The organism is Sphingomonas sp. AC411 (assembly GCF_979253035.1).
The window spans coordinates 1,941,202-1,965,512 of record NZ_CEEDAQ010000001.1 but is presented as its reverse complement, the minus strand read 5'-3'; the positions used below and the strand labels follow the sequence as shown (position 1 = coordinate 1,965,512).

Here is a 24,311-nt window from a genome sequence, read left to right as displayed (position 1 = left end):
TTCATGCCGATGCGGTGCAGATAGGCGACCGGATTGGCGATCGGGCCGGCCACGGGCTCGGCGATATGCAGCCAGATTTCCTGGACGACGTCCTCGGCCTCCGCGACGCTGCCCGTCCGCCCGGAGAAGAACCGGACGAGTTGCGGGCGATGTGCCGCGAGCACCGCCGACAGGCCGGCAGGCTGAGGGGCATCGGCGTCGGCTACGGCGTGGCTCCGAAAGTCATGCGCCGCGTATTGCCCTCTGCCCGCTGGGATGTCGCGTCCGAAATGTCGCGAGGCTTGGGGGAATAGCCCGCGCAGACAGGCGCGAGACGGAGGTTATGGGAGCGGCAGGGATCCGTCGCGCCGGTCCCGGAGTGCAGGCTAGCGGCGATCAGTCTCGGCGCGACCGCAGCATGATGCGCCACATCAGGATGACCCCGACCGCGATGAGCAACAGCGCCCCTGCCACGAACGACAGATAGAAGAGCGGCGCACGCCACGGCGATGCCATCGTATCGGGTGTCAGGCCGGTTGGCGGATCAAGGTCACCGCTCGCCCCCCGAGCTTGGGGTGTGCCGAAACGACGTTCATCCTCGGTAATGCCGAAGGGATGTGGTGCGATCGCGGTCATCGTCCCGTTCCTCGTCCATGGTGGAGCGCATGGTGGTGCAGAGGCGCCCCGTTCGCCCCGTAGAGCGCGAGCAGCGCGTCGAAATGATCGTCCATCGTCCGGACCGGGCGCTCGCGGCGCGCCGCCGCACCGGCCTCTATCGTGCCGGCGACCGCGAGGATCGCTTCGGCGGCGTCCTGTGCATCGCCCGAGCGATATAATGCGCCGTCGTTCGCGCAGGCGAGATCCGCCGCGCCGCCGCGATCGGGCACGATCAACGTCAATCCCGATGCGATCGCCTCCGCCGCGACGAAGCAGAACGTCTCCGCCTCGCAGCCATGGATCAGCGCGTCGGCACTCGCCATCAGCCGCGCCAGCGCACTGCGGTCGCGAACCGGTTCGAGCAGACGGACGTGCGGGTTATCGCCGATCGCGTCGATCACCCGGCGTTGTCGCGCGCCGCCACCGATGATCAGCAGGCCGACCGGCGCGTGCGTGCCCGCGATCGCGGCGGCCTGCGCGACCATGTCCCAGCGTTTCTCGGGCGCGTGCCGGCCGACCCCGATGAGCAGCAGCGCATCCTCGCCCAGCCCGCATAGCGCCAGCATCTCGCGGCGCAGATCTAGATCGCGCAGCCGTGGCGAGAACTGGCCCGGTTCGACACCCATCGGATCGGTCATCACCTTGCGCAGACCGCCCTCGCGCAGCCGCTGCGACAGGCTGTCGCTTGCGCTGACGACATGGTCGAACTGCGCATCCAGCCGGCGCAGATGGCGCCAATACCAGTCGAACGCGCGGTCGATCGCCTGCGTCGATGCGACATTGCCGAACCAGCGATAGGCATAGGCGGACAGCGGATCCGCATGCGCGATCAGCGACAGCCGCGCGCGCGACCCCGAGCGCGTGCGCCAGTCCGCGACCATCGACGCGCTGCGCCACGGCGACGAGACTTCGACGATATCGGCATCCTCTTCGTCGAGTATCGCGTGCAGCGCCGCGCGGTCGGCAAAATAACGATAGGATCGGTCGAGTGGGAAGCGCGGCGAGCGCAGCCAGCGGACACGCGCATTCGGTCCGCGTTGCTCCTCGCGATCCTCTTCGCCGGGCGCGATGACGACGACCTCGTGTCCGCGCGCGGCCAGCGCGACCAGTTTCCGGTCGATATAGGTCCGGACGCCGCCGCCGGTCGGGGTGTAGAACGCGCAGACGTCGACGATCTTCATGATGCCACCTGTTCGGTGACCAGATCGGCATAGCGCGACACGGTGCGCCGCTCGGCGAGCGTGCGGAGGGTCCGATCGATGCTGGTCAACAGCGAGTCCTTGGTGACGTCGCCGGGATGCACCGCGACGCGCATCGTCGGCATCCAGTCGGGCAGCACGCGCGCCGCGGCGGCGACCGCGAGCGAACTGGCGGTACGCGCAGGCGACCGGCTGGCCCAGGTCACCACCGGACCGCGCGCGACGATCGCGCCGGTAGCGGGCTGCCAGACGCGAAAATGATCCTCGGCCAGCGCGAAGTCGCAGGCTTTCAGCGCCGCATGCGCCCCCGGACCATAGAGCCACGCGGGTGCGATGAACCCGGCGACCGACCGGCCGATGGCCTGTTCGACCAGGTCGCGACCGGCACGCATCCGGTGTTCTGCCTCGACCGCATCGAGCCCTAGAAACTCGCCTTCGCCCGCGGTCATGTAACGGGCTTTCAGCACGCTGGCGGCATTCCGATGGTCGCTGGCATCGCGGTGGAACCAGCCGTGGAGAAACATCTCGATGCCGGCGTCCGCCCACGCGCGCAACTGCCGCGCAAACGCCGGCGACCGGTCGAGCCGTGCGGCACCCCAGTGATCCGGTACCACCAGCATCGCGAACCGCGGACCGCCCAGGATAGCCTCGACGCGCTCGGCAAGCATCGCGATCGGCTTCGCGAAGGTCGGCGACACGTCGTGGACCGATACCAACAACCTCTTGTCCGTCGACCGTTTGTCGGCCGGGGTAGGCTCGAACCCGCGCTCTGGTGGCCGGGCAGGATCGGCAAAGTCGGTTTGCGCCATCGTCTCGCTCTCGTTGGTCATCGGATCGCTGTTGACGGGACGGCACCGCCAGCCTGCCCCCGCAGTCCTGTCCGGATCGTGCCCGAAAATTATTTCAGGGCGGCGTCATCCCAAGCTGCGGCTCGCATTCGGCGGCGGCGTCGTTCGGCCATGATCGTACCCAGCGCGCCCTATCCGACCCTGTCGGAACGCCTCGGGCAACCGCCCTGCGGTCGCGACGCGGGCAACCGCGCAATCATCACAGGAGAGCCGCATGAGCGAGCTGCCGCTGACGCTGACCCGCGTGCAATTCCCGCCACTGACGCCGACGATCGTCCGCAAGAACTTCCTCGGTCGCTGGCTGGCACCGCTGCTGTCGGCGGCGATCCTGATCGCCGCGCTCTGGCAGCTTCGGGGCTCGACGTTGCCGGTATGCTCCGCCTGGTACCGCGCTCGCCGCTGTTCTGGACGATCTTCGCGCTCGGCTATCTGGTCACGCCGTTCAGCGAATGGGTGATCTATCGGCGGCTGTGGCAATTGCCGCCGAGCGGTATCTTCGCGCTGTTGCGCAAGCGGATCAGCAACGAGATCGTGCTCGGTTATTCGGGGGAGCTGTATTTCTACGGCTGGGCGCGCAAGCATGCGAGCATGGTCGGCACGCCGTTCGGTGCGATCAAGGACGTGTCGATTCTGTCCGCGGTCGTCGCCAACGTCTGCACGCTGGTGCTGGCGGTGGTCAGCTGGCAGGCGCTCGGCGCGCTGCATCTCGGTACCGATGCGAAGGTGATGACGGTGTCCGCGGCGAGCATGGCGATCCCCTCGCTCGTCACGCTCGTCCTGCGCAAGAAACTGCTGACGCTGCCGCGTCCCGAACTGAACCGGATCGCGGTCATCCATCTTCTCCGGATCGTCGCGACCACCCTGTTCGCCGCGTTGCTGTGGGCTGCGGTGATGCCCGCCGCGCCGATCGCCTGGTGGCTGGCGCTGGCCACTTTGCGCCTGCTCGTGTCGCGCCTGCCGCTGCTGCCGAACAAGGACATCGTGTTCGCCGGACTGGTCGCGTTCACCGTCGGGCGGACGTCCGAGGTGACCGCGGTGCTGACCATGATCGCGGGCCTCTGGCTCGTCACCCACCTGCTGCTCGGCGCTGCGCTGACGGCCGTCGAACTCGCCACCATGGAGCGTCCGAAGTGATCCTGCCTGTCGTCCTGGCACTTGCCGCCGCATCTCCTGCCGCGCCTCCCGCCGCATCGCCCACGGTCATGCCGCCTTCGACCCCGGCGCTCGGCACGGCGGAGGCACGTTGCCGCCCGCACGAGCCAGGCCCGGCGCTGATCGTCGACGTCGACGGCCTGAAGGACCGCGTCGGCGTTGTACGCGCGGAACTCTACCCCGCGCGCGACGGCGATTTTCTGGCCGACGACAATGTCCTGGTCGGGCAGGGCAAGACCTTCCGTCGTGCCGTCCTTGCCGTCCCCGCCACGGGGCCGGTGTCGCTGTGCTTGCGCGTGCCTGGACCCGGGATCTATGCGCTGAGCGTGGTCCATGCGCGCGACGGCGGCCATGGTTTCAGCCTGCTCCACGACGGCATCGGCTTTGCGAGCAATCCGAAGCTCGGCCATGCCAAGCCGCATGCGGATCAGGCGAGCGTCGCGGTGCATGCGGGACTCACCACCACGCATGTCGTGATGAACTACCGCAGCGGGCTGTTTTCGTTCGCGCCGCTCAAACGCTGACGCTGGGCACGACACATTCGCATTGAGAACGATGATCGGCCGCGGCGTCACCGCACCGAACGACGACGGGATGAAGACATGGCGATGGTACGATATGGAGTGCTGGCCGCAGCGACTGCGATGCTGGCGGGCACTACGGCTACGGCTGCGGCGACGCCCGTGCAGGCGCGCGAAGTCACGCTCATGACCTACAACGTGCACGGCCTGCCATGGCCGATCACCGACGATCGCTCGGTCGATCTCCGCGCGATCGGCACGCGGTTGCGGGCGATGCGCGATGCTGGCGATCAGCCCGGCATCGTCGTCCTGCAGGAGGCCTTCGTGAATAACGCCAAGGCGATCGGCCGGACCGCGGGCTATCGTTACGCCGCATTCGGCCCGGCCGAGACTGCGACGGCGACCATCCCCCGCAACGACGACGGCTTCGTTTCGAGGGCAGCCGGCTGGTCGGCGAACGGCTCGGCAAGCATGTCGACAGCGGTCTGGCGATCTTTTCCGATTACCCGATCCTGGCCGTCCGGCGCATGGCCTACCCGGTCTGCGCGGGCTATGACTGCCTTGCCAACAAGGGCGCGGTGGCGGCGTTGATCGCGGTGCCGGGCATCGCGACGCCGATCGTCGTGGTCGACACGCACCTCAATTCCAACACCGCGTCGGGCGCGCCTTCGACGCGCGCGATCTATGCGTATAGGCGGCAGCTCGATCTGCTCGCGGACTTCATCGGTTCGCTCGGTGCGGGCGATCGCCCGATCCTCGTGGCAGGCGATTTCAACGTCGGTCGCGATCTCGCGCGGCGGACGCATTTCGACCTGCGCATGCTGGGCGGCGAGGCGTCGCTACAGACCGCCGTGGCGTCCTGCCGCATCGCCCCGCGCTGTCCGGTGGCGGAGCCGTCGGGGATGGCGCTGTCGATCGGTCGCGGCAAGGACTGGATGATGTACCGCCCGTCGCCGACGGTACGGATCCGTCCGGTCGCGCTCGCGGCGCCGTTCGGGCAGGCGGCAAACGGAACGACGCTGTCGGATCATGTCGGCGTGTCGGTCCGCTATCGGATCGACACGCTCGCCGCACCCGCCGCATCGATCACCACGATCGCGAGTCGGTAACGCGGGCAGGGGCGGGATCGATCTCGGCACAACGATTGCGATCCTCGGGTGGAACGTCGAGGGCGTTGCTGCGCTGTGCTTAACGCGGGTAGCGTCCCGCCGCGAGGACGATCGATATGGCCGACACGAGGACTGCGATACTCTACCGGATGATCCTCCCCGATCATGCCTGCCCGTTCGGCGTTCGTGCGAAGGCGATGCTGGAAGATCGAGGCTTCGAGATCCAGGACCGGATCCTGCGCTCGCGCGAAGAGGTAGACGCCTTCAAGGCGGAGCACGGCGTCGCGACCACGCCCCAGATTTTCATCGACGACGAACGGATCGGCGGCAGCGACGATCTCGAACGGTATTTCGCATCATGAGCGAGGGGAAGACCACCAGCCCCCGCGTGGGATTGTCACGCCCGGCGGCCTTGGCGATCGTGGCCACGGTGCACCGCCGAAGATCGAGGGAATGGGCTGCTCGCTGCCAACGGACCGGGGCTGCTGCCGACGCTCGTTGCGATTGTCACGGATGCAGCCGGCGAACTGGTTGGGCTTCAGCGCACCTATCTGACCGAGGACGGCCGCAAGGCAGCGACGAAGGCTACCGCCACCGATCGGAAGCCGAAGGTGAAATACAGTCTCGGCAACGTGGTGGGCGGTTCAATTCAGATCGGGCCACCAGCCGCCAGCATGCTCGTCACGGAGGGTCTCGAGGATGGGTTGACGCTCGCTCAGGCGCTAGGCCGGTCCGTGTGGGTCGCGGCTGGTACGTCCATGATGCCGCAGATGACGTTCGCTTCCGTCACGCGCGCCGTAGTGATCGGCGCGGATGGTGATGCGGCCGGCAACGTAGCCGCGATGAAGGCGGCGGAAGCGTTCGCCGAGTCGGGGCCAGCGACCCGGATTATGCGTCCTACGCCGCCGTTCAAGGACTTCAACGCCGAGCTGTTGGGGATCCGGTCATGAACGCCGCGGCTTGGCAGGCCCGCTACGACGACGCGCGGCCCTTCGCTCCGACACCGCTTGCTCAGGGTCCCGTGCAAGCGCCCGTCCAGGTTGTCGCCACGCCATATGTCTGGCGCGATCCCACCACGCTTAAGCCACGAGAGTGGGTCTACGGCCGTTCGATCCAGCGCGGCCACCTTCGCGCCGTTGTCGCCCAGGGCGCGGCCGGTAAGACGATCCTGAGCGTCGGAGATGCCCTCGCGATGGTGACGGGGCGCAATCTGCTCGGGCAAGAAGTCCCGGGCGGCCCCAAGCGGGTATGGCTGTGGAACCTTGAGGACGATGGCGAGGAGCTGGCGCGCATCATCCAGGCTGCATGCAAGCACTGGGGGATCACCGCTGCGGACATCGGCGGGCGTCTATTCGTCGATAGCGCGCTCGACGGTGCAATCCTTAAACTCGCGACGTCCACGTCGTCGGAGGGCCTCGTGATCAACCGGCCGCTCGTCGCCGCACTGACCGACGAAATGCTCGGTCGCGGCATCGACTATCTGCACGTCGACCCGTTCGTCTCGTCCCACGCGGCGAACGAGAGCGACAACATGGAGATCGACGCGATCGCCAAGGAATGGGCGATGGTCGGCAAGAATGCGAACGCAGGGATCGGCCTGGCGCACCACGTCAGCAAGGCCGGTGCAGCGGAAGCTACAGCACTGTCGGCTCGAGGAGCGGTCGCGCTGATCAACGCTTGCCGATCGGTGCTGGTCCTCAACCGCATGGGTGAGGACGAGGCGAAGCGGTACGGGATCGAGGAAGAGCGTCGGCGCCGATACTTCCGGACCTACGACGACAAAAACAACCGCGCGCCTCCATCGGATGCGTCGGACTGGTTCCAGATGGTCAGCGTCTCGCTCGGCAACGGCGTGAGCGACGATGGCGACAACATGGGCGTCGTCATCCCATGGACCGCACCCGACGCCTTCGAGAACGTCACCGCAGATCACTTGTACCGGATCCAGTGCATGGTCGACGCCGCGACCGATGTTCGGTTCGATGCCCAGGCTCGCGACTGGGTGGGGAAGATCGTCGCCAATGTCCTGAACCTCAGCGCGGAGAGCGACGCCAAGACCGATCGCGCCAAGATCAACACGCTGCTGCGCACGTGGTTTGTCAACGGCGCTCTGATCAAGGTCGAAGGCAAGGACAAGAAGAGCAACGCACGGACCTTCGTCGAGGTGGGTGAATGGGCTCTCCAAGGCGTCGCCCCCACCTCCGCAGGTGGGGTGGGGACAGGTGGGGAAGGTAGGGAGCCTGCGCGTCCCCACCCCACCTTCCCCCTATAGGGGAAGGGGTGGGGAAGGGTGGCTCGAAGGCTAATCACGCAGGTGGGGAAAATGGAGGTGGGGAAGCACCGGTGTCCCCGCTCAGCCGGGTAATCTTCCCCGCAGGCAATCCCGCCCTTCGCCCGATCCTCGCGCCCGGCGAGACCGGCAAGGAACCAATCCCAGGATACGAGGACTTCGAATGACCGACGGTCTACGCTTCACCTCGTCGGGTCTACCCGGCGTCCAATTCGTCCGCCGGCCCGTCACCCAGCTGCCGGCAGAAGGGACCGCGTGCGTGGTTGACGACGGCCACGCGCTTGGGTGGTGCCGTCGACCGGTCGGAGCGCTCTACAAGAATGGCAACTGGACGAATGGGAAGGGCCGCCCGCTCCCGTTCGTGCCGACATTCTGGACTTCGATCGAGGTGCGTTCCGATGCAGGATGAACGGCCGACCAACCTCGGCGACATCGATCCGGCGCAGGTAGACGTCGCGACGGACCCGAAGCCGAAGCGCGCTCGCCGTAGGAAGGTGCAACCCATGCCGGCCCTGCTCGAGCCGTGGGCGGAGAAGGCGAAGGCGCGCATGGAGAAGCGCCCGGCGTCACCCGGCGTGATGATGGAGCCGCGTGGTGATCTCGGTGACTTCCGGGCCGTCGCGCCGCACGACAATCACGAGGTGTGGTCGCTCCAGATCCACGACGCATTCGGGACTCGGTCGCCATCAACGGTCGCCGTGTTCATGGAGCAGTTGCGCGCCCTGTGCGGTCAGAACTGGAACGACCAGACCAAGGCCTGGCACCCGAGCGAAGTCGAACTGAACGCGGCCCTCAACTTCATCAACAGCATTCAGCCGCGCAACGAGGCAGAGGCAGCGCTGGCCGCCCAGATGCTCGCGGTGCACTTCATGACGATGCGGGTGTCGGCCAGTGCGCTTAACACCGGCGACGCTCGCACGGCATCAGTCGCGGCCAAGCTCGCCCGAACCTACGCCGCGCAGATGGACACGCTGCAGCAGGTGCGAGGCAAGCGCCGGTCGACCCGTCAGCACATCACCGTGAAGCACGAGAAGCACATCCACAGCCACCAGCACCAGCACATCGCCGCTTGGGGTTGTGCGACCCCTGATCCGGCCCCTCTGCAATTCCTGGAGAGCATCATGCCCCCGCAATCGAACAACGAACCGGCGTCATTCGCAGCAGCGCCGCGGTGCCAAGCAAAGGCCAGATCGGGGAAGTCGTGCCGATCGGCCGCCGTGAACGGAAAGCGGGTGTGTAGAATGCACGGTGGTATGTCTCCTGGCGCCCCTAAGGGTGAGGCGAACGGGCGGTGGCGTACGGGCGCATGGACGTTGGAGGCGCGCAAGTTGCGGGCCGATGCGATGCGGTTGCTGGACGCCGTCGCGGAGCTGGCGCCATGAACGAGACGAGCGGGCCGAACCAGCTGGCAGCCCTGATCGAGGCGAAGATCGGCGAACTCACGATGCGGCGAGCCAGTGTTGGATCCCAAGAGGATCGCACCGAGATCAACCGTCAGCTCCGCGTGAACCGTGACTTGCTTCGGTGGTGCAGGACGCGCGCGGGCTACCGCGCAGACCAAACCCCAGCCCTCGCAATGACGTGCGCAGATAGTGGAGACGGAGCATGAATCATCATCTCGACGGAGAACGGGCAAGGCTGCACCGCCTTCTCACCGCTGCGGATCATGACTCCTTTCTCGCCGCCTCGGGATGACCGCCGCACTGGCGCAAGCCCGTCACCTCGACCGGATAGGCGATATTGATGACACCCGGCAGCTTGCCAGCGTCCTGACGCGTGCGGTGATTGCGGAGCAAGATCGGGGTGACCTCGCAGCTACTGCACTGCTTGCCGGCGAGCTTCTAGCAGTGCTGTCCGACATCGCTGACGATGGCGACGAGGATATGGCGATCGGGGTAAACGCATCCGTTGCCGATGTCAGTCCGCGTGTACTATCTATCGCGCGCTATTTTGGGAGCAAGCGCCGAGAGCTTACGCGCGACTGATCTCGATACCCTGCTGCAACGAAGGTTTACTCAACTACAGTCTCAGGTTTAACCACGTCTCCAAGGTGAAGAACCTCACCCAAGAACATATACACGTTCAAAAACAAGGAGAAGGCTTCTTCGGCAGTCACGTCGGCGTGTACTCCGGCTGAGACACGGCCATATAAGTTACTGATATTCTGCCTTAGCCGATCCCGCCTTGATTTGCTCTCCGTTCGCTCTGCAATATATACGTTAATCCGATTTAAGTGTTTGCTGGCGTCCAGCGTAAGCTGGTTCCCGCCAAGCTCGTACGTACCCGTCGTCGGCGGATAAATCGCGTCCGCGAACGATTCGATGATCCGTCTGCACGTAGTAAGAGCTTGGCTAATCGCCTCATCATCGCCCTCTCGAAGTCGGGCAACAACGGATGGTAACTTCGTCAGCACGCTTCCTGCAAGCGTCGCAATAAGAGAATCGACTTCCTTTTTATATTGCTCGAAAGTTGTCTCCGCAACATTTGCAAACTGGCGCTCATAATACACATTGGTAACAAACGTATGTAGCAGACTTAATACCGTAGATCGGATACGCGTCATGCGGGCAATGGCCGTTGCGAAAGCCTGCTGCGCAGTTTGCTGGGTTCGAATGGCACCGATCAACGCATCACCGGAAAGGCTGTCGACTCTACTAGCCTCAATACGTTGCTTGTAGGTTTGAAGGTTTCCGTCGATCTCGGCCAATGGCCCGTAATAGCCTAACTTTTCCTTGAAATTCGTCCACCTGCCGGTGGCTGCCATGTACTTTAACGAGACGCCACCTGTACCATTGTAGCCCTCCATCTCGTGCTTAAGCCACGTTCGGACTTCATCAGTACCAGCCAAACGAGCCAAACGAGTACACTTTAGCAACAGTTTGTCTGCGTCCAGCCGCTGGAGTTCGATGTCATCCATCAGTTCCCGACTGAGTGATAGGGTGTGTTCAGCTTCCGATTCCATTTAGCGGGCGTAACGGGTCGGAGCGGGGTCTGGCTAGTGGCATTACGGGCGGCAGAGACCTCGCCGGGACGCCGGCCTACGGCGCGCCGGTTGACCGCATAGGAACGCCTAACTTTCTCGAATTCAGCTGCGCTTGTTCAACATGCTTGCGTGGCCGAAAATATGGCATGGATATGCCTATTCCCGAACGCGCAGCCGAGCAGCACTATGATCGCCGCATCGGCCTTCGCATGCCGGCGATGCTCTACGCGGCGATGGAACGTCGTGCACGCGAGCAGGGCCTGCCGCTCTCAATGGTCGTGCGGTCGGCACTTCAGCATGAAGTGGAGGCGCGGTAATGTTCCTCGCCACGGCCGTCACGATCAAGGACACGCAGCGTCAACACTGCGCTGACGGTCCGCAGATCCGCCGCGAACGCGAGGCAGCCTTGATCAACCGGGTGGCGAACATCGCCACCGTTCACCCGGCGATCGCGTACCACGGACAGCCGCTCGACTGGTCGGCAGCATTCCCCGCAGAACATACCGGCGTTGTGGTGCTGTCCAATGGGGATGACGCGTGCGCTGTATTCGCCTCCGCCGCCGATCGCGTCTGGCAGGGGCACACGATCTTCGCACCAACATGTCGCGGCCGTCGGGCAATCGAGACGGGTAAGGCGATCATTGCCTGGATGCGCCCGCACGCGGACCTGATCTGGGGCGCAACGCCGATCCACAATACGGCCGCCCGCTGGTTCAACCGACAAATCGGCGGTCGGTCCGCTGGCTTCGACCAGTACGACACCGAGGGCGCAGTCGAGCTCTTCACTTTCGGGAGTACGCACTGATGGTTGCACCACTCATTGCTGCGGCAGGCATATCCGCCGCCGGTTCGTTGATCAGCGGCATCACTGGCGGAAAGGGAGCCTCGAAAGCGGCGAAGACTCAGCAGCAGACCGCGCAAATGCAGATCGCTGCGAACAACGCCAACCGCGCCCAAATTCAGGGCCTGCAGCAACCGAACATCGACCGCGGCAATGCGGCGGGGTCAACTTACGCGGGCCTGCTCGGGATTGGCGGCGATCCTGCCGCAAGTGCTGCGGCGCTCCAAACCTTCCGCGGCTCCACCGGCTACCAGGACTTGCTCAACACCGGCCTCGGAGCTGTGAATTCCAACGCCTACGCGCGTGGCATGGGCGACAGCGGTGCGACAATGAAGGCGCTTCAGACCCGCGGCGCAGCGATCGGCGACCAGTCCCAGCAGCAGTATCTGAACAACCTGTACGGCCTCATTCAGACCGGTAACAGCGCGATCGGGACGATCGCTGGCGTGAACACAGACACGACGAACGCCAACAATGCGGCCCTTCAGTCTGGGTCGAGCGCTGCTCAAGGCGCGATCATCTCCGGCGCGACTGCCCAGCAGCAGGCGTTGACCAACCTCACCAACATCGGCGCCAGTTATGCGTCGAGCTACGGGAACGCTGGCAACGTCGGCGGCTATCAGGTCGGTACACCGCCCATTTACGGCGGCAACCTCGGGGGATTTACTGATGGACGTCGACTATCTCGCGCCCAATCGTGCTGGCTTCAATTACCTCGAGTCTCTGCAGGCTATCGGCAATGCACGCTCGCAAGACATCCAGAATCAGTCGGCAACGCAAAAGCTGATGGAAGCGGGGCAGCAGCAGACCCTCCGTCGGCAAGTGGCCGGACAGGTGCAAGCTGGTGATTTCCGCGGCGGCGCGCAGGCTGCACTGCAAGGCGGCGACATCGACCTCGCGAAGACCATCGCTGGCTATGGCGACAGCGAGCGGAAGCGGATGGGGCAGGAAGCCGGCGTCATGGCCGCAGCGGCAGCTCGGCTGCGGGGGCTTCCGGAGAACTTGCGGCCCGCGGCGTTTTCGCAGCTATCCCCCATGCTACAGCGGTTTGGATCTCGGGCACGAAGAGCTCGCGTCGCCGGACCTGACCGACCAAGGCTTGGACGGCTATATTCGGTACGGCCATAGCGTCCTAGAAGGTACAGACCCGCAGGACGAGCCGAGCGTGATCCGTACCCTCCGCGCGATCGGGATCGATCCGCAATCGGCGCACGGGCAGGACATCGTCACTCGTAGCCTGGCTGCCCCGCGGTATCTTCCGAATGGCGACGGGACATTCACGGTAGTGGGCGGTGGCGGTCCAGGCGGCGCATCAGGTGCTGCACCGGGCGGTATGTCACCGTCCACGCCGGCCCCCGCACCGCAAGCAGGCCCCGCACCGGGCGCCGTCGAAGGCGGCTACCGCTTCAAGGGTGGCAATCCTGCTGATCCCAACGCCTGGGAACCGATGGGAGGTGCGCCCTCGCAGGGGGCGGTACCTTTCGCTGATCCGAGGCGAGCGCCAGGCCGGATGACGAGCGGCAGGCGAACGGTGGAAGGCAATCGTGCGGTAGGGGCGTGGCACGGTCCCATCACCTTACCGGTGACGGCGTTGATTATGCCGATACGTCGGTCCCCGCCCTACGGTCTTACTTCGGGTCGAAAGCCCGATACCTTGATGAGGAGACCACGTCCACGTGACGCTGCCCGGTTATGGGCGCGTCCCCTATTTCGGCCAACGCGGCACTACGGGAGCACGATGATGATGGACCAGGCCAAGCCTTGGGAGCGGTACGCGGCAGCCCAACCAGCGCAATCGCCGGCCGGTGCGTACACGGTCGGTACCCCCAGCCCGCGTCTTGTAGCGCAGGAGTACCGCGCCGAACGGTCCGACGCCCGTGCCGAGCAGGAATCGGCTCGGGCTGAGCAACGGTTTCAGAGCCAGCAACAGCGCGAGGATGTGCGTGATCGGCGCACGGCCGAGACGAACCAGCAGCAGATGGGCAACACGACCTTCGACAACATCACGACGTTGCGGAAGGAGTTCACCGGACGCAAGGAAGTGCAGGATTTCACGACCGTTCTGCCGCAGGTCGCGTCGGCGATGCAGATCGCTCGTAATCCGAAAGCTACCGGCGCCGACGATCTCAATCTGATCTATGCGTTCGGCAAGGTGATGGATCCCGGGTCGGTCGTACGTGAAGGCGAGCTTGCGCTGGCATCGGCGACCGGTAGCTGGGCGCAGAACCTCGAAGGTGCGATCTCGAAGCTCCAGAGCGGCGAACGCCTGCCAACCGAGGTGCGCCGCAACCTCGTTGAATCGATGCGTCGCCGAGGCGTCGAACTGGCCCGATCGTACAATCTGCAGCGTCGCGACTACCAGGGGCGTGCGCAACGGTTTGGGTTCAAGCCCGAGGACGTTGTCGGCGAGCATCCCGCCACTCCGTTTCAGCAGTCCGAAGCGGACTTCACTGGGCATCCTATCAGTAATTTTGACGGATCGGTCGGTGCGCGTCCCGCCGGCAAACAAGGCGGCGACGGTGGGTCCGATCTGCGTCCCCAATTTCGGAACCTTACGGTCGATAGTCTGGCAGATCTCGCGACCGGCCTTTCTGGCGGAAAGTACACGATCCAGCGAAACGGCCTTTTCTACACGGCCCCGGGTGGCCAGCCGGAAGCAGTCGACCTACCGGACGAGATTGCAAACAGCGACGAATACCACGCCGCATATAAAGCAAAGTTCGGGACTGAGCCGTTGCTGCAGGTGTCGGTTGTCGGCGGCACGACGAGCCCTGGTTCCAGTTCCGCGCCCCCGAACCGAGGGGACGGCGGTTGGACCGAGACGGCGGACGCCTTCGTTCGCGGGGCTGCGGATACCGTCTCGCTCGGAACGGCCGATGAACTCGCGGCAGCGGGCCGGACTATCTTCGGCGGCGGCACCATGCGCGACAATCTCCGGAGCGAGCGCTCGATCGACGCCTACGACGCCGAGCATAGCCCGGTATCCAGGTTCGCCGGTCAGTTCGCCGGCGGCTTCGCGCTGCCTATGGGCCGGGCCGGCACGAATATGCCACCGAGCGTAATGCAGCTGGCAACGATGGGCGCCGGGTACTCGGGGGCTTACGGCTTCGGCAGCGCGGAGGGTTCTGCTCTCGACCGGTTGCAGGCCGCCGGCACGAACGCGATTGCGGGCGGCGTCATGGGGTATGGTCTGGGGCGTGCTGGGCAGGCATTGATGAACCGGTCGCGCGGCCCGGGTGTGGGGCGCGGCGTGAACATGGATACCGTTCAGGCAGCAGAGCGCCAAGGCGTGGAACTGGTCCGGCCTGATGTCGATGCCACCCGGCGCAATGCTTATGGCTTCCTTGAATCGCTGCCCTTCTCCGGCGGACGTGTCCGGGCCGACCTTCAGCGCGGCGTCGACCAGATCGAGCGCCGTGTGGAAAACATCGGTGGTGGTACGGCTGTGCCACGTCCGACTGCTGGCGACACGGTACGTGCTGCGGGCGAGCGCTATATCGATCGCAGCCGTCGCGTTACGAACCAGCTGTACGATCGCGCCGCCACTTTGGCGGGCAACGCGCGGGTCGCGCCGCGCCAAGCGCTAGGGGTGATCGACAGCCATATCGCGGAGCTGTCGCAGACCCCAACGCCAACCGTACGAAGCTCGATCTGCTCAACCAGTTTCGTGCCGATTTGGTCGGCCAGGACGGCAATGTGCGGCCGCTGACGATCCAGGCGATCCGCGACCTTCGAACCGCGATGCGTGATGAGCTTGGCACCCGAGGGCTCCGCTTCACTGATACTGAGCGGCGTATGGCGCAGGCAATCGATAGCGCCAGTACCGACATCGCCAGCCAGCTTCAGGGGCCAGCTCTTCGCGCATACCAGCGTGCGGACCAGGCCTATCGGCGACGCGTGGACCTCGTCGACAACGTCATAGAGCGTTTTATCGGCGCGGACCGCAACGCGCGCCGTTCGGGAGAGGGCATCATGGCGCAGGTCGAAAGCGCGTCTTTGCCGAAATCTGGAAATGCCGCTGCACTCGGGCAGATGATGGATCGGCTCGAACCGCAGGAGCGTCAGCAGGTTGCGTCCACAATCGCGGCGCAGCTTGGGCGGCGAGGGCAGGACGGCGACAATGCCTTCTCGCCAAATCTCTTCTTCTCCCAGGTCGCGAAATACTCGCCTGAAGCGCGCGCCGCGATCTTCGGACAGCAGGGTGGGCGTGACCTTGCCGACCTTGCCCGGATCGCTGAGGGTCGGGTGGGGACACTCGGTCGCCTCAACAATTCCCGGTCCGGACAAGTCGGGAACTGGTTCAAGGCTATACAGAGCGTCCTTAGTGGCGGTGGCGCGGGAGCCGGCGTTGGCGCTGCCATGGGTGGTGTTGCGGGAGCTGGAACTGGTGCCACCGCAGGGATCGCCACAATGCCGGTTATGCTCGGCGGCGCTTATCTAACGGCACGCTCGCTTGGAAATCGCCGCGTGATCACGACCTTGCTCGCGGCCGCCAATGCTACGACCCCTACCGCTCGCTCCGCCGTTGTTAGCCGCATCGGCGCGTTGGCAGCTCGGGAACCCGCCCTGCGGACTGAACTCCTGCCAATCCAGCGCTTGCTGTCGTCGAGCATTGAGGGAGCGCGCCCTGCGCTAGCCGCCGATGAAGGAGATCGTCGTCGCCAGCAGCGCTAATCCGGCTATGCGATAGGCGCGTGTTGGGGCCCAGCGGTAGAGTGCCCCAACATAGGCAACCAGTGTCCAGATTGGCATACGGCTGACCGGTTATCCCGGTACGCAGACGCCCTGCAGATGATATGGCGTCCCAACTACGACCGCACCTTGCGGAGTGCTTGCGTCTCGTTTTGCGACCCGTCGCTGAAGATCTGTTTCGAGCGCACGTCGAGCCCGTTCACATCGATCGGCTGTCGGATATGGGAGCGACGCGACGCCGCCGGGTGTATACGTGATGATCAGAAAGTAAGGCGACGTTTCAGCAGCGGCGGCACCGCCAGCCAGCGCTGCCCCGAGTACCATGCCAAGTGCGGTGGTGAGATGTCGCCTTAGATGCATCTCAAGCGTGATACGCGTTCTCCCAGCTGATCGCCACCACAGGATCAAACCCCGTACCGCTTGTTCCCGCCGCTAGTAATGCAATACCGTCCGCCACGCGGCCCGACGCAGATGTTGCGGCCGGAGCAAGGGCAAGACCCGCCGCCATAGTCGTAGCTGGGTGCGCTTCGAGCTCGGCTCTGTCGCCGGCTCGAACGATGCGGCGTGCTGGACCAGAACGAGGAGCGGCGGCTAGGCCGGCTGATGCGCTCCCTGTTTGTATAGGAGCTACGGCTTACGGCACGTGTCTGACGCAGGCTTGCGCGGTTGGCGTCCGCGGTGCTTTGTTCACCGAGATAACGCGATGCTACCCAGCAGCTTCGCGGCGTATGGCGGATCAACGACCAATCATCCCGGCGCCGTTCCACGGACACGTCAGTACCGGCAGAAATTCGGGTGACGATATGTGCAGTGGCCTTGGGCTCGTTCCGGCAGTTGACGTTGCTCGTCACCGTCGTGGCGCTCGCTGTTCCAGAAATTAGGCCGGCGATGATTACCAGGCTTCTCATAATGCCGCGCATCTACCACCCCTGTGTTTATCAAGCATCCGCTTGGATTGCGTAAGCGGGGCGCGCGCGTCCGATGTCAATCGGTGATGCCTGTTGCATCCATTTTGGATATGTATTTGTCGTTGACCACGAATGACTTGCACGACACGCTTGAACATCGGCCTGGGGAGGCCGAATCAGGAGGGGTTATCTTATGAAATTTACAATTGGCGCGCTCGCGTGCGCGCTTACTATAGCAGTGCCTGCGGTCCAGGCGCAGACCGGTCCAATCGCGACCGCGGCTACCACGTCGGGAACGCTGCGTGCTGGAACCTCGGTTCCGCTAAAGATGGCCGAAGGGCTGACCACGAAGGGTAAGAAGCTCAAGGTCGGACAACGCTTCCAGATGGAGACGGCGGAGGCTGTCACGATCGACGGCAACGTCGTGATTCCGGCCGGCAGTCCTGCCACCGGTGAGATCACAGAGGTGCGTAACAAGGGCATGTGGGCAAGTCCGGCCGCATCAACGGGCGCGTCCTGTACGTGCGTGCGAATGGCCGACAGATACGCATGAGCGGCTCGATCGATGACAAGGGAAAACCGGGACTGCCGGCGTTGTCGGTGCCGCAGTGCTGATCCCGGTTGCCGGCTTCTTCATGACCGGGACGAGCGCTGACATTCCTCTCGGCTCGCCTGTGACTGCCTTTATCGATGAAGACGTCTCGGTTGCTGTCGTACCGGCAAGTGCGCCGATGGTCGTAACCGCTCCGGCGAAAAATCTAACGTAGCGAGCGCGGGTGTGATCGCCCGCGCTCGTCTAGTTTCAGACTGGCTTGGCGCCAGCCGTGCCACACTTCGCGAACTTGCCATTCGCGCTCTTGCATCGGACCGTTTTGACCGGTGCCTTCGGACACTTGGTGAAGCGCCCCTTGGCGTCCTTGCACGGCGCAGCCATCGAGGGCGCCCCGACGAGCAGGGATAGCGAAGCGGCAGCGAACAGCAGTTTACGCATCTGGCATTCTCCTGCCCGAAGACCGGGCGGCGAGAAACTGCGTTGATCGATGGCGCCCGTCAATCCGGCAAGACCCAAACACTTGGGACACTTATCATTCGATCGGTCGTTGCCCCCATGCACGCCGGGAGAGCGACGTTGACGAAAGATCGGATTGTAGCCGTAGGCCTGCTGACCCAGCGGGATCTGGACGTTCTCGGCGCTGGGTTTCACCGGCTGTTTTCAGTCGCCGATGATGACGACGAAGACGACGGATTTGCTGACCTGCTAGCGCAACTCGACAAGATCGATGCGATAACGCTCGATCGCGAGGCGCCCGACGAGATCAAGACGCATTTACCAGGCAACCGATAGGCTACTCGACCGACGGCGCGAGGAGCTTCGTCGGTTGCGCCTCCGGTCGCCGCGGGTCTCTCAACAGCTCGACGAGACCTTGGCCTTCGAAGATGAACGGGGGAACCCTTCGGTCCGGCATCGAAACCCTCACCCCATTCAGAGCGCCAGTCCGGAGGGTTCGGAGCCCGGCAACTAGAGCTGCTAAAGTGCCTTCGCCGATGATGACGGTCTCGCCCTGCCGACGTTCGACAGCGACCGCGTTCTCGTTCCATAGCGGCATATCGATCCCCCACCGATTCTCTAATTTGAATGAAGAGTAATCGAAACGGGGCCGGAATGGTTTTAATTCATGCTGATCTGTAGCAGGTCCCAGTAACTGCCATCCCGCGGTGCGCGCTCGGCTATTGCTGCGTCTCATCCGACGCGACCGCTCCCATCGTCATCGCGAGCAGCGACGCGCCGCGCTGTTCGTGATCGAGCTTCAACAGGCGGACCCAGTGCGAGATGTGTTTCTTGGCGGACTCCACGCCTTTGCGCTGCAGCTGTGGGGTCGTCAGGTTGGTGTCGTTCTGGATCACCGACGCGATCGACAGCGCGAAGAAGTCGATGATGTCGTCGGCGATCAGCTCGTGGCCGGCCGAGTTTGCGGCCAAGTACTGCATCACGATCGGCATGATCTCCTGAAACAGGTCGATCTTGGCTTGATCGTCTACCTTCATGATGTCCGCGGGCATGCTGGCTTCCTCCGTTAGCGACATGTATTGCTCGAAGCCGGGGAGCGAAAGGCGCGGCCGATTGGTCTCGCCAGTAACGGAGCCACGATGAACCACCCTCGAGAATGGTTTCAGCCCAAAGTCGTTGGCATCGGCTGGACACCGCGAACCTGGGAGGGCTGGACGATCATCCTTGCCGTGATCGCGATCGGCGCCGCAGTCGGGCGGTTCAACACCTGAACCATCGACGTGCAGCGGCAGCATATTGCGCGGAATGACGAACCGGGCTTACGCTTCCGTGATGGAAAACACCGCACCGTCGCTCGACCTGTTCACCCGCCTTGAGATCGCCCTGGAGGAACGCAACGAAGCCGCGGACGCCTTCGACATGTTCAAGCAGGATGCGGTGATGGCCCATGCGCCAGCACCTGGCGACGGGCCCGCCGTAACTAGCGACGACGCTGCGGATGCAGCGGCCGGGGAAGTCGATGAGTTCAGCGCCGAAATCAGGGGCCTGCTGAACGATGCATCCGACGCGGATCTGACCACAGCCTACGAGCAGTCGGGCGGGGCAGTGGGCCACCCGGTAGCCGAAGCGCTGCTCGGCGAACTCAAGCGTCGCAATTTCGGAAACTGATCGATGTGTAATCGCGCCCGGTTCGACGGTGAGCCCGAGACCATCACCGAACGGTTCGGTGCAGAATGGCTCGCCGACAAGCCGATGGACAACCGGTTCGACCCAAGCGAGCTACGCCCGTTCGGTCGGGCGTACGTCGTGCGGAACGAAGGCGAGCGCCGCGGGCTGGACGTGATGGAATGGGACGTCCTGGCGGGGCAGGCGAAACAGGCCGGCCGGAAGGTCGCACAGACCAACGTTCGCACCCTGCATCTACCGCAATGGCGGTCGCTTGTCAGCGACCCGTCCAACCGGTGCCTGATCCCGCTGACGGAGTTCTGTGAATGGGCGCGCGAGCCAACCGATCTCGGCGACGGCAAGAAGCCGATAAAGGGGGAGATGTGGTTCGGGGTGAAGGACCAACCGGTATTCGCGATCGCCGGCTTCTGGCGACAGGTCGGCGATCAGCGCTACTTCGCGATGGTCACTTGCGACGCGAACGAACTGGTGGCGCCGATCCACCCCAAGGCGATGATCACGATCCTGCGGCCGGACGATCACGAGCGGTGGCTGATCGGTAGCTATGAAGACGTCCTGTCCTTGCAGCGGCCATATCCGGCCGACCTTATGACGGTACGCGGACCAGTTTTTCCGACACGTACGCCGACGCCTCGGTTGATCTGAGCAAGGCCAGCTTGGTCCGGCCTAGGTTGTGGCCAGACCAGGTTGAGCCGGATCGACCTCCACCTCCGTGTCGCTGGGTTCGAAGCGGATCGTCCAACGGGGATACCCCTCCGGCGAAACTTCGATGTCAGGTAGGCCGATCGGATCGGTACCTGTTTCGACCCAGCCAGCACCGTGGCACCGGTCGCATGCCATTCGCTTGCACCGGAAACTGACCAAATCGATCTCGGTATTCCACTGCCCGCGGCCCTTGCATACCGGGCACATGGCATCCAAACTGCCATTACGCGGTTGAAGGGGCACGACGTCGAACGCGTGGGGGCTGTCGGGTCCATCGCAGAGAACGATGTTGCTGGCATGGCTCATGACCGCTCCCTCGTTCTGAACGCCTGCGAACGCAAGACCTCGGACCGCCGGCACTATCTTGCGCGGACTGTCGGCACCTCGGCAATGTTGGTCGTCCACGCCGGCGACCGCATCTCCGATCGCATCTTCCACTCGCGCTTGAACCCCTGCGAGGCTGTCACTGCGGTCCATGTGCCGAACTTGCCATTGATCGCGTCGAGTGCCCCCATCAGCCGGTCGCGCTTAGCTGTATCCTCCTCGAACAGGGTGCGGGGCCGCTCGTCCTCGGGAAGCAGATCGTCGAGCATGATACCCGCCTTCGTGTAGGCGTAGCCGTCGCGCCACGCCTTCAGCGCCGCGCCTGGCCGCCGCGATCAACTCGACGCTGTCGTTCGTCATCGGATGCAGGGTCACCATGCGCGATGCACCGTACTGGGGCCGGTCGGGCTTGTGCTTGTTCGTGTGGAAGAACGCGGTTAGCCGGGCCGCGACCAACCCGTGCGATCGCAACTTCTCGCCAGCCCGCAGCGCGTATTGCGACAGCGCTCCCATCATCCGTTCGAAGTCGCAGATCGGCGTTCCGAACGACCGGGTGACGGCCATGCCCTTCCGGCGGGGCTCGACTGCTTCGACCGCGTTTGACGGTACACCGCGCAGCTCGGCGACAAGCCGCTCTAGCACGACGGTCCCGACGGCACGTGCCTGCTTCATAGGCATGTCGCGCAACGCCCCGGCGGTGTGGATCCCCAGGTCGGTCAACTTGCGAGCCGTCGCGCCGCCAACGCCCCACACGTCACCAACCGCGAAGGCATGCATCACATCGCGCCGCACGTTGTCGTCACGAAGATCGGCCACACCGCCGAACTGCGGGTTTTTCTTGGCTGCCGCGTTCGCCAACTTCGCCAGCGTCTTGGTCTCCGCGATGCCGACGCACGTGGGTATCGTCGTCCATAGCTGGACCTGGGCACGCATCGCGTTCGCGTGGGCCACAAGATCGCGCCCTTCGAAGCCGGCGAGATCCAGGAACGTCTCGTCGATCGAGTAGATCTCAAAGTCGCGGGCGAAGGACTCGCAGGCGGCGATCACGCGGCGCTGCATATCTCCATAAAGCGCATAGTTCGACGACCGCACCTGGATGCCATGCTGCTTCACCTTGTCGCGTAGGTGATGGATCGGATCACCCATCTTGATCCCCAGCGCCTTGGCTTCCGCCGATCGGGCGATTGCGCACCCGTCGTTGTTCGACAAGACGATGACCGGGACCCCGACCAGGCTGGCGTCGAAGGCGCGCTCACAGGAGACGTAGTAGTTGTTGCAGTCGATCAGGGCGATCGGCGTGCTCATGTCATCTTGCGCGCCACGCCGACGACCGTGCCCCAAATCTCGACATGCTCGTCGACCAGAATGTCGGCGAACCCTTCGGCCTCGGGGACAAGCCAGTGGCGGCCGTCGACGTAGCGCAGACGCTTCAGGGTCCGGTCGCCATGTACCAGCGCCACAACGATCGCGCCGGCCTTCGGCTTCTTCGCGCGGTTCACGACGATCAAATCACCGTCGTTGATCCCGGCGCCGGACATGGACCGGCCATCCACGCGCATGATGTAGCTCGCAGCTGGATGCTCGACGAGCCACGCCCCAAGGTCGATCGGTTCCTGCATGTCGTCCTGGGCAGGCGACGGAAACCCAGCCTGAGTGTGGACGAGGAAGAAAGGCACTTCGCACGGCACCAGTTCGAACGGGACGTCGTGAAGCCGCAGCGTATCGTCCCGACGGTTCAGCGGGACGGCGACCGGGCGGCCTGGGTGGGTTGAGGGCATGACCTAGAGGATCGCGGCGAATAGGAGCTGCTCATGCCGAGCGGTCAGCACAGACCGTGCATCCTGAGCGGCGCCGACCGCTTGCCGATACTCGACGGTCCCGAACCGTTCGGCCTCGTCGAAGCTAAACGGGGCAGGATTCGTAGGCGGAGAGACGTTGTCGTATATCGCGCGGGCAGCCGCTCTCAGCCGCAGATCGTGCTGCATTTCGTTGCTCCATCAATGTCGAGTCGCCGCGAGCGGCATGCCCATTGCTAGGCGCGATCCAGATTGATTCGCAAGAACATTGCAAGAACATCGACTTAATGCGATTGGTGGGCCGACGATTCGAGGACCGCTAGCATGACCGATCACGACGACCAGCAGGAGCCGAAGCCCGCGTTCGGGAAGTGGCTACTGTCGCAGCGGGACCGAGGCGATTGGGTTGATGGCATTGCCGACGCGGCGCGTGCCGATCGGACATTTCCGAAGAACGGCGATCCCGAAGCAGTGGGCGCGCATCTGCGCAAGCAACAGGCCGATGGCGATGCGTTCGCAGCGATCGACGATGCCGAGAGCGACTGGATGACGGTGTAGCCGGTGCTGTTCCTGATCCTGGCCGTGGCGGCAGTAACACCAACGGCGCCATTCTCCTGCACCGTGACCCGCGTTCATGACGGCGACGGACCTTTATGGTGTTCGAACGGCATCAAGGTCCGCATCGCCGGCGTTCAAGCGCCGGACTTTGAAGGCGCGTCACCGTGTCGCGCTAGAGACCCGCGGCGGGTGAACTATCGCTGCGACAACGCCGCTGCCAAGCGCAGCCAGCAGATCGTCGAGCGCTTGGTTCTGCGGGCGACCCTGCGATGCGAGGCGACGGGCAAGAGCTATAGTCGCGTTGTCGCTCGGTGCACGCTGCCCGACGGTCGATCGCTATCTTGCGCAGCGATCGCTTCCGGCGCCGCGGTTCGTTGGGACCGCTATTGGCGGCAGTATCGCATGGGTGAATGCAGGTGAGCAATTGCGCCATGAGGGTGCGCAATTGCGCAGGCTGACGACGCATTTGCGCCTCGTGCTTTTGGGCCAACCGACGTCTGCGGACAGTTAACCATGAATGGGATGGTCGCCATGCACCAATACAGCTGCTCGCCGACTTGTCGTTCGATGGGTGCTTGAGAGCGGCCGGTTCGCGTCCAGGTCGATCGCCAGCATGAGCAGTGCCATACGGCAAGCCTGCGCAGCGAGGATGGGATGATCGACATCCTTCGGACGGAGACGCACGACCAGCGAACCGCGCCAGCCGGATCGGCCAGCTAAGCGGGGACGAACGCGCCGATCTGTCAGGAAGCGGTGAACGTCCTGGGACATCATTCCGTGGCCGCGCACGCTGGTAAGCGATAAGTCGACCTCCTCCTGAGCGAAGCCCATCACACCGAGCAGCCTTACGAAAGCCTCGGCGTCCTTCAGTCGGGCGAGGCGGATGTCTGTGCAACCACGGTGCCAGCGTGTCGTCACAACGGCGAGGGCAAACCGTTCGGCCCGGTGGGGTTCGCGGGATAGACATAGACGACGATCGATGAGCCGCCGCAGTTCTGCCGATGACGGAACGGCGGTCGCGATGGTGATGGTTTCCGGGATTAGTTGTCGCGCA

Annotated in this window: 33 protein-coding genes and 2 pseudogenes; 23 read left to right on the top strand and 12 right to left on the bottom strand. The window is 64.3% G+C overall.

What is annotated here, in order from left to right; translation table 11 throughout:
• Positions 1-23: 23 nt before the first annotated feature.
• From AC0IX7_RS10050 to AC0IX7_RS10035, 4 genes and pseudogenes are all read right to left on the bottom strand, one after another.
• Positions 24-164 (bottom strand): annotated as a pseudogene (locus AC0IX7_RS10050) (sigma factor); the annotation flags it as partial.
• A gap of 211 nt (positions 165-375) precedes the next feature.
• Entirely contained in the window at positions 376-615 is a 240-nt protein-coding gene (locus AC0IX7_RS10045) for a hypothetical protein (protein WP_471811688.1), read from the bottom strand.
• A complete protein-coding gene (locus AC0IX7_RS10040; protein WP_471811687.1) occupies positions 612-1,817 on the bottom strand; it encodes a glycosyltransferase in 1,206 nt (401 codons plus the stop codon). The genes AC0IX7_RS10045 and AC0IX7_RS10040 overlap by 4 nt, the downstream gene beginning before the upstream one ends.
• Positions 1,814-2,665, bottom strand: a complete 852-nt coding sequence (locus AC0IX7_RS10035) for a DUF2334 domain-containing protein (protein ID WP_471811685.1) — start codon at positions 2,663-2,665, stop codon at positions 1,814-1,816. Before AC0IX7_RS10035 ends, AC0IX7_RS10040 begins: the two co-directional genes overlap by 4 nt.
• Before the next feature lie 232 nt (positions 2,666-2,897).
• On the opposite strand from AC0IX7_RS10035, the gene AC0IX7_RS10030 reads away from it, so the two are divergent.
• The 12 genes and pseudogenes from AC0IX7_RS10030 to AC0IX7_RS09975 all read left to right on the top strand — a co-directional run bounded on the left by AC0IX7_RS10030 (position 2,898) and on the right by AC0IX7_RS09975 (position 9,740).
• Positions 2,898-3,140 (top strand): hypothetical protein, encoded by a 243-nt coding sequence (locus AC0IX7_RS10030; protein ID WP_471811684.1) that lies wholly within the window; start codon positions 2,898-2,900, stop codon positions 3,138-3,140.
• Positions 3,056-3,817 (top strand): hypothetical protein, encoded by a 762-nt coding sequence (locus tag AC0IX7_RS10025; protein ID WP_471811683.1) that lies wholly within the window; start codon positions 3,056-3,058, stop codon positions 3,815-3,817. Before AC0IX7_RS10030 ends, AC0IX7_RS10025 begins: the two co-directional genes overlap by 85 nt.
• Positions 3,814-4,359, top strand: coding sequence for a DUF2141 domain-containing protein (locus AC0IX7_RS10020; protein ID WP_471811681.1), 546 nt, complete (start codon positions 3,814-3,816; stop codon positions 4,357-4,359). Before AC0IX7_RS10025 ends, AC0IX7_RS10020 begins: the two co-directional genes overlap by 4 nt.
• An 84-nt stretch (positions 4,360-4,443) precedes the next feature.
• Positions 4,444-4,947 carry a hypothetical protein gene (locus tag AC0IX7_RS10015; RefSeq protein ID WP_471811679.1) on the top strand — a complete coding sequence of 168 codons (504 nt, stop codon included), beginning with the start codon at positions 4,444-4,446 and terminating at the stop codon, positions 4,945-4,947.
• The gene (locus AC0IX7_RS10010; protein ID WP_471813831.1) at positions 4,842-5,465 is read left to right on the top strand and encodes an exonuclease/endonuclease/phosphatase family protein; all 624 of its coding nucleotides are present in this window, start codon (positions 4,842-4,844) and stop codon (positions 5,463-5,465) included. Before AC0IX7_RS10015 ends, AC0IX7_RS10010 begins: the two co-directional genes overlap by 106 nt.
• Positions 5,466-5,581: 116 nt before the next feature.
• Entirely contained in the window at positions 5,582-5,827 is a 246-nt protein-coding gene (locus AC0IX7_RS10005; protein ID WP_471811677.1) for a glutaredoxin domain-containing protein, read from the top strand.
• A gap of 60 nt (positions 5,828-5,887) precedes the next feature.
• Positions 5,888-6,103 (top strand): annotated as a pseudogene (locus AC0IX7_RS10000) (DUF7146 domain-containing protein); the annotation flags it as partial.
• A gap of 36 nt (positions 6,104-6,139) precedes the next feature.
• Positions 6,140-6,415, top strand: coding sequence for a toprim domain-containing protein (locus tag AC0IX7_RS09995; protein ID WP_471813829.1), 276 nt, complete (start codon positions 6,140-6,142; stop codon positions 6,413-6,415).
• Entirely contained in the window at positions 6,412-7,737 is a 1,326-nt protein-coding gene (locus tag AC0IX7_RS09990; RefSeq protein ID WP_471811675.1) for an AAA family ATPase, read from the top strand. Before AC0IX7_RS09995 ends, AC0IX7_RS09990 begins: the two co-directional genes overlap by 4 nt.
• Before the next feature lie 181 nt (positions 7,738-7,918).
• Positions 7,919-8,164 carry a hypothetical protein gene (locus AC0IX7_RS09985; RefSeq protein WP_471811673.1) on the top strand — a complete coding sequence of 82 codons (246 nt, stop codon included), beginning with the start codon at positions 7,919-7,921 and terminating at the stop codon, positions 8,162-8,164.
• Entirely contained in the window at positions 8,154-9,137 is a 984-nt protein-coding gene (locus AC0IX7_RS09980) for an HGGxSTG domain-containing protein (protein ID WP_471811671.1), read from the top strand. The genes AC0IX7_RS09985 and AC0IX7_RS09980 overlap by 11 nt, the downstream gene beginning before the upstream one ends.
• 309 nt (positions 9,138-9,446) lie before the next feature.
• A complete protein-coding gene (locus AC0IX7_RS09975; RefSeq protein WP_471811670.1) occupies positions 9,447-9,740 on the top strand; it encodes a hypothetical protein in 294 nt (97 codons plus the stop codon).
• A gap of 26 nt (positions 9,741-9,766) precedes the next feature.
• Here the strand turns inward: AC0IX7_RS09975 and AC0IX7_RS09970 are convergent, their stop codons facing one another.
• A complete protein-coding gene (locus AC0IX7_RS09970) occupies positions 9,767-10,717 on the bottom strand; it encodes an AbiTii domain-containing protein (RefSeq protein WP_471811669.1) in 951 nt (316 codons plus the stop codon).
• A gap of 173 nt (positions 10,718-10,890) precedes the next feature.
• On the opposite strand from AC0IX7_RS09970, the gene AC0IX7_RS09965 reads away from it, so the two are divergent.
• From AC0IX7_RS09965 to AC0IX7_RS09945, 5 genes are all read left to right on the top strand, one after another.
• Positions 10,891-11,055 carry a hypothetical protein gene (locus tag AC0IX7_RS09965; RefSeq protein WP_471811667.1) on the top strand — a complete coding sequence of 55 codons (165 nt, stop codon included), beginning with the start codon at positions 10,891-10,893 and terminating at the stop codon, positions 11,053-11,055.
• The gene (locus tag AC0IX7_RS09960; protein WP_471811666.1) at positions 11,055-11,543 is read left to right on the top strand and encodes a hypothetical protein; all 489 of its coding nucleotides are present in this window, start codon (positions 11,055-11,057) and stop codon (positions 11,541-11,543) included. Before AC0IX7_RS09965 ends, AC0IX7_RS09960 begins: the two co-directional genes overlap by 1 nt.
• Positions 11,543-12,427, top strand: a complete 885-nt coding sequence (locus AC0IX7_RS09955) for a hypothetical protein (protein ID WP_471811664.1) — start codon at positions 11,543-11,545, stop codon at positions 12,425-12,427. Before AC0IX7_RS09960 ends, AC0IX7_RS09955 begins: the two co-directional genes overlap by 1 nt.
• An 893-nt stretch (positions 12,428-13,320) precedes the next feature.
• Positions 13,321-15,288, top strand: coding sequence for a hypothetical protein (locus tag AC0IX7_RS09950; RefSeq protein ID WP_471811662.1), 1,968 nt, complete (start codon positions 13,321-13,323; stop codon positions 15,286-15,288).
• Positions 15,276-16,253, top strand: a complete 978-nt coding sequence (locus AC0IX7_RS09945) for a hypothetical protein (protein WP_471811660.1) — start codon at positions 15,276-15,278, stop codon at positions 16,251-16,253. Before AC0IX7_RS09950 ends, AC0IX7_RS09945 begins: the two co-directional genes overlap by 13 nt.
• A gap of 422 nt (positions 16,254-16,675) precedes the next feature.
• On the opposite strand, the gene AC0IX7_RS09940 is transcribed toward AC0IX7_RS09945, so the two are convergent.
• Positions 16,676-17,179, bottom strand: a complete 504-nt coding sequence (locus AC0IX7_RS09940; RefSeq protein ID WP_471813827.1) for an SH3 domain-containing protein — start codon at positions 17,177-17,179, stop codon at positions 16,676-16,678.
• 193 nt (positions 17,180-17,372) lie between these two features.
• Between AC0IX7_RS09940 and AC0IX7_RS09935 the strand changes: the two genes are divergently transcribed.
• Positions 17,373-17,732 carry a hypothetical protein gene (locus AC0IX7_RS09935; RefSeq protein WP_471811658.1) on the top strand — a complete coding sequence of 120 codons (360 nt, stop codon included), beginning with the start codon at positions 17,373-17,375 and terminating at the stop codon, positions 17,730-17,732.
• Positions 17,733-17,981: 249 nt separating this feature from the next.
• On the opposite strand, the gene AC0IX7_RS09930 is transcribed toward AC0IX7_RS09935, so the two are convergent.
• The gene (locus tag AC0IX7_RS09930; protein WP_333928948.1) at positions 17,982-18,170 is read right to left on the bottom strand and encodes a hypothetical protein; all 189 of its coding nucleotides are present in this window, start codon (positions 18,168-18,170) and stop codon (positions 17,982-17,984) included.
• A 42-nt stretch (positions 18,171-18,212) separates the two neighbouring features.
• Between AC0IX7_RS09930 and AC0IX7_RS09925 the strand changes: the two genes are divergently transcribed.
• Positions 18,213-18,524 (top strand): hypothetical protein, encoded by a 312-nt coding sequence (locus AC0IX7_RS09925; protein ID WP_471811657.1) that lies wholly within the window; start codon positions 18,213-18,215, stop codon positions 18,522-18,524.
• 383 nt (positions 18,525-18,907) lie between these two features.
• Here AC0IX7_RS09925 and AC0IX7_RS09920 read toward each other — a convergent pair whose 3' ends face one another.
• Complete coding sequence (locus tag AC0IX7_RS09920; protein WP_471811655.1) at positions 18,908-19,483, bottom strand: hypothetical protein; 576 nt, start codon at positions 19,481-19,483, stop codon at positions 18,908-18,910.
• A gap of 37 nt (positions 19,484-19,520) precedes the next feature.
• Here AC0IX7_RS09920 and AC0IX7_RS09915 point away from each other — a divergent pair, with 37 nt between their 5' ends.
• Positions 19,521-19,856 (top strand): hypothetical protein, encoded by a 336-nt coding sequence (locus AC0IX7_RS09915; RefSeq protein ID WP_471811654.1) that lies wholly within the window; start codon positions 19,521-19,523, stop codon positions 19,854-19,856.
• Between the two features lie 3 nt (positions 19,857-19,859).
• Positions 19,860-20,519 carry an SOS response-associated peptidase gene (locus AC0IX7_RS09910; RefSeq protein WP_471811653.1) on the top strand — a complete coding sequence of 220 codons (660 nt, stop codon included), beginning with the start codon at positions 19,860-19,862 and terminating at the stop codon, positions 20,517-20,519.
• Between the two features lie 21 nt (positions 20,520-20,540).
• On the opposite strand, the gene AC0IX7_RS09905 is transcribed toward AC0IX7_RS09910, so the two are convergent.
• The 4 genes from AC0IX7_RS09905 to AC0IX7_RS09890 are packed head-to-tail and all read right to left on the bottom strand — an operon-like array spanning position 20,541 to position 22,681.
• Positions 20,541-20,885 (bottom strand): hypothetical protein, encoded by a 345-nt coding sequence (locus AC0IX7_RS09905; RefSeq protein ID WP_471811652.1) that lies wholly within the window; start codon positions 20,883-20,885, stop codon positions 20,541-20,543.
• A gap of 53 nt (positions 20,886-20,938) precedes the next feature.
• The gene (locus tag AC0IX7_RS09900; RefSeq protein WP_471811650.1) at positions 20,939-21,172 is read right to left on the bottom strand and encodes a DUF4113 domain-containing protein; all 234 of its coding nucleotides are present in this window, start codon (positions 21,170-21,172) and stop codon (positions 20,939-20,941) included.
• Positions 21,108-22,208, bottom strand: a complete 1,101-nt coding sequence (locus AC0IX7_RS09895; protein WP_471811649.1) for a Y-family DNA polymerase — start codon at positions 22,206-22,208, stop codon at positions 21,108-21,110. Before AC0IX7_RS09895 ends, AC0IX7_RS09900 begins: the two co-directional genes overlap by 65 nt.
• Complete coding sequence (locus AC0IX7_RS09890) at positions 22,205-22,681, bottom strand: LexA family protein (RefSeq protein ID WP_471811647.1); 477 nt, start codon at positions 22,679-22,681, stop codon at positions 22,205-22,207. Before AC0IX7_RS09890 ends, AC0IX7_RS09895 begins: the two co-directional genes overlap by 4 nt.
• Positions 22,682-23,023: 342 nt before the next feature.
• On the opposite strand from AC0IX7_RS09890, the gene AC0IX7_RS09885 reads away from it, so the two are divergent.
• Positions 23,024-23,257: a hypothetical protein gene (locus AC0IX7_RS09885; RefSeq protein ID WP_471811645.1), complete on the top strand. Its 234-nt coding sequence runs from the start codon at positions 23,024-23,026 to the stop codon at positions 23,255-23,257.
• A gap of 3 nt (positions 23,258-23,260) precedes the next feature.
• Positions 23,261-23,677 (top strand): thermonuclease family protein, encoded by a 417-nt coding sequence (locus AC0IX7_RS09880; RefSeq protein WP_471811644.1) that lies wholly within the window; start codon positions 23,261-23,263, stop codon positions 23,675-23,677.
• Positions 23,678-24,311 lie beyond the last annotated feature (634 nt).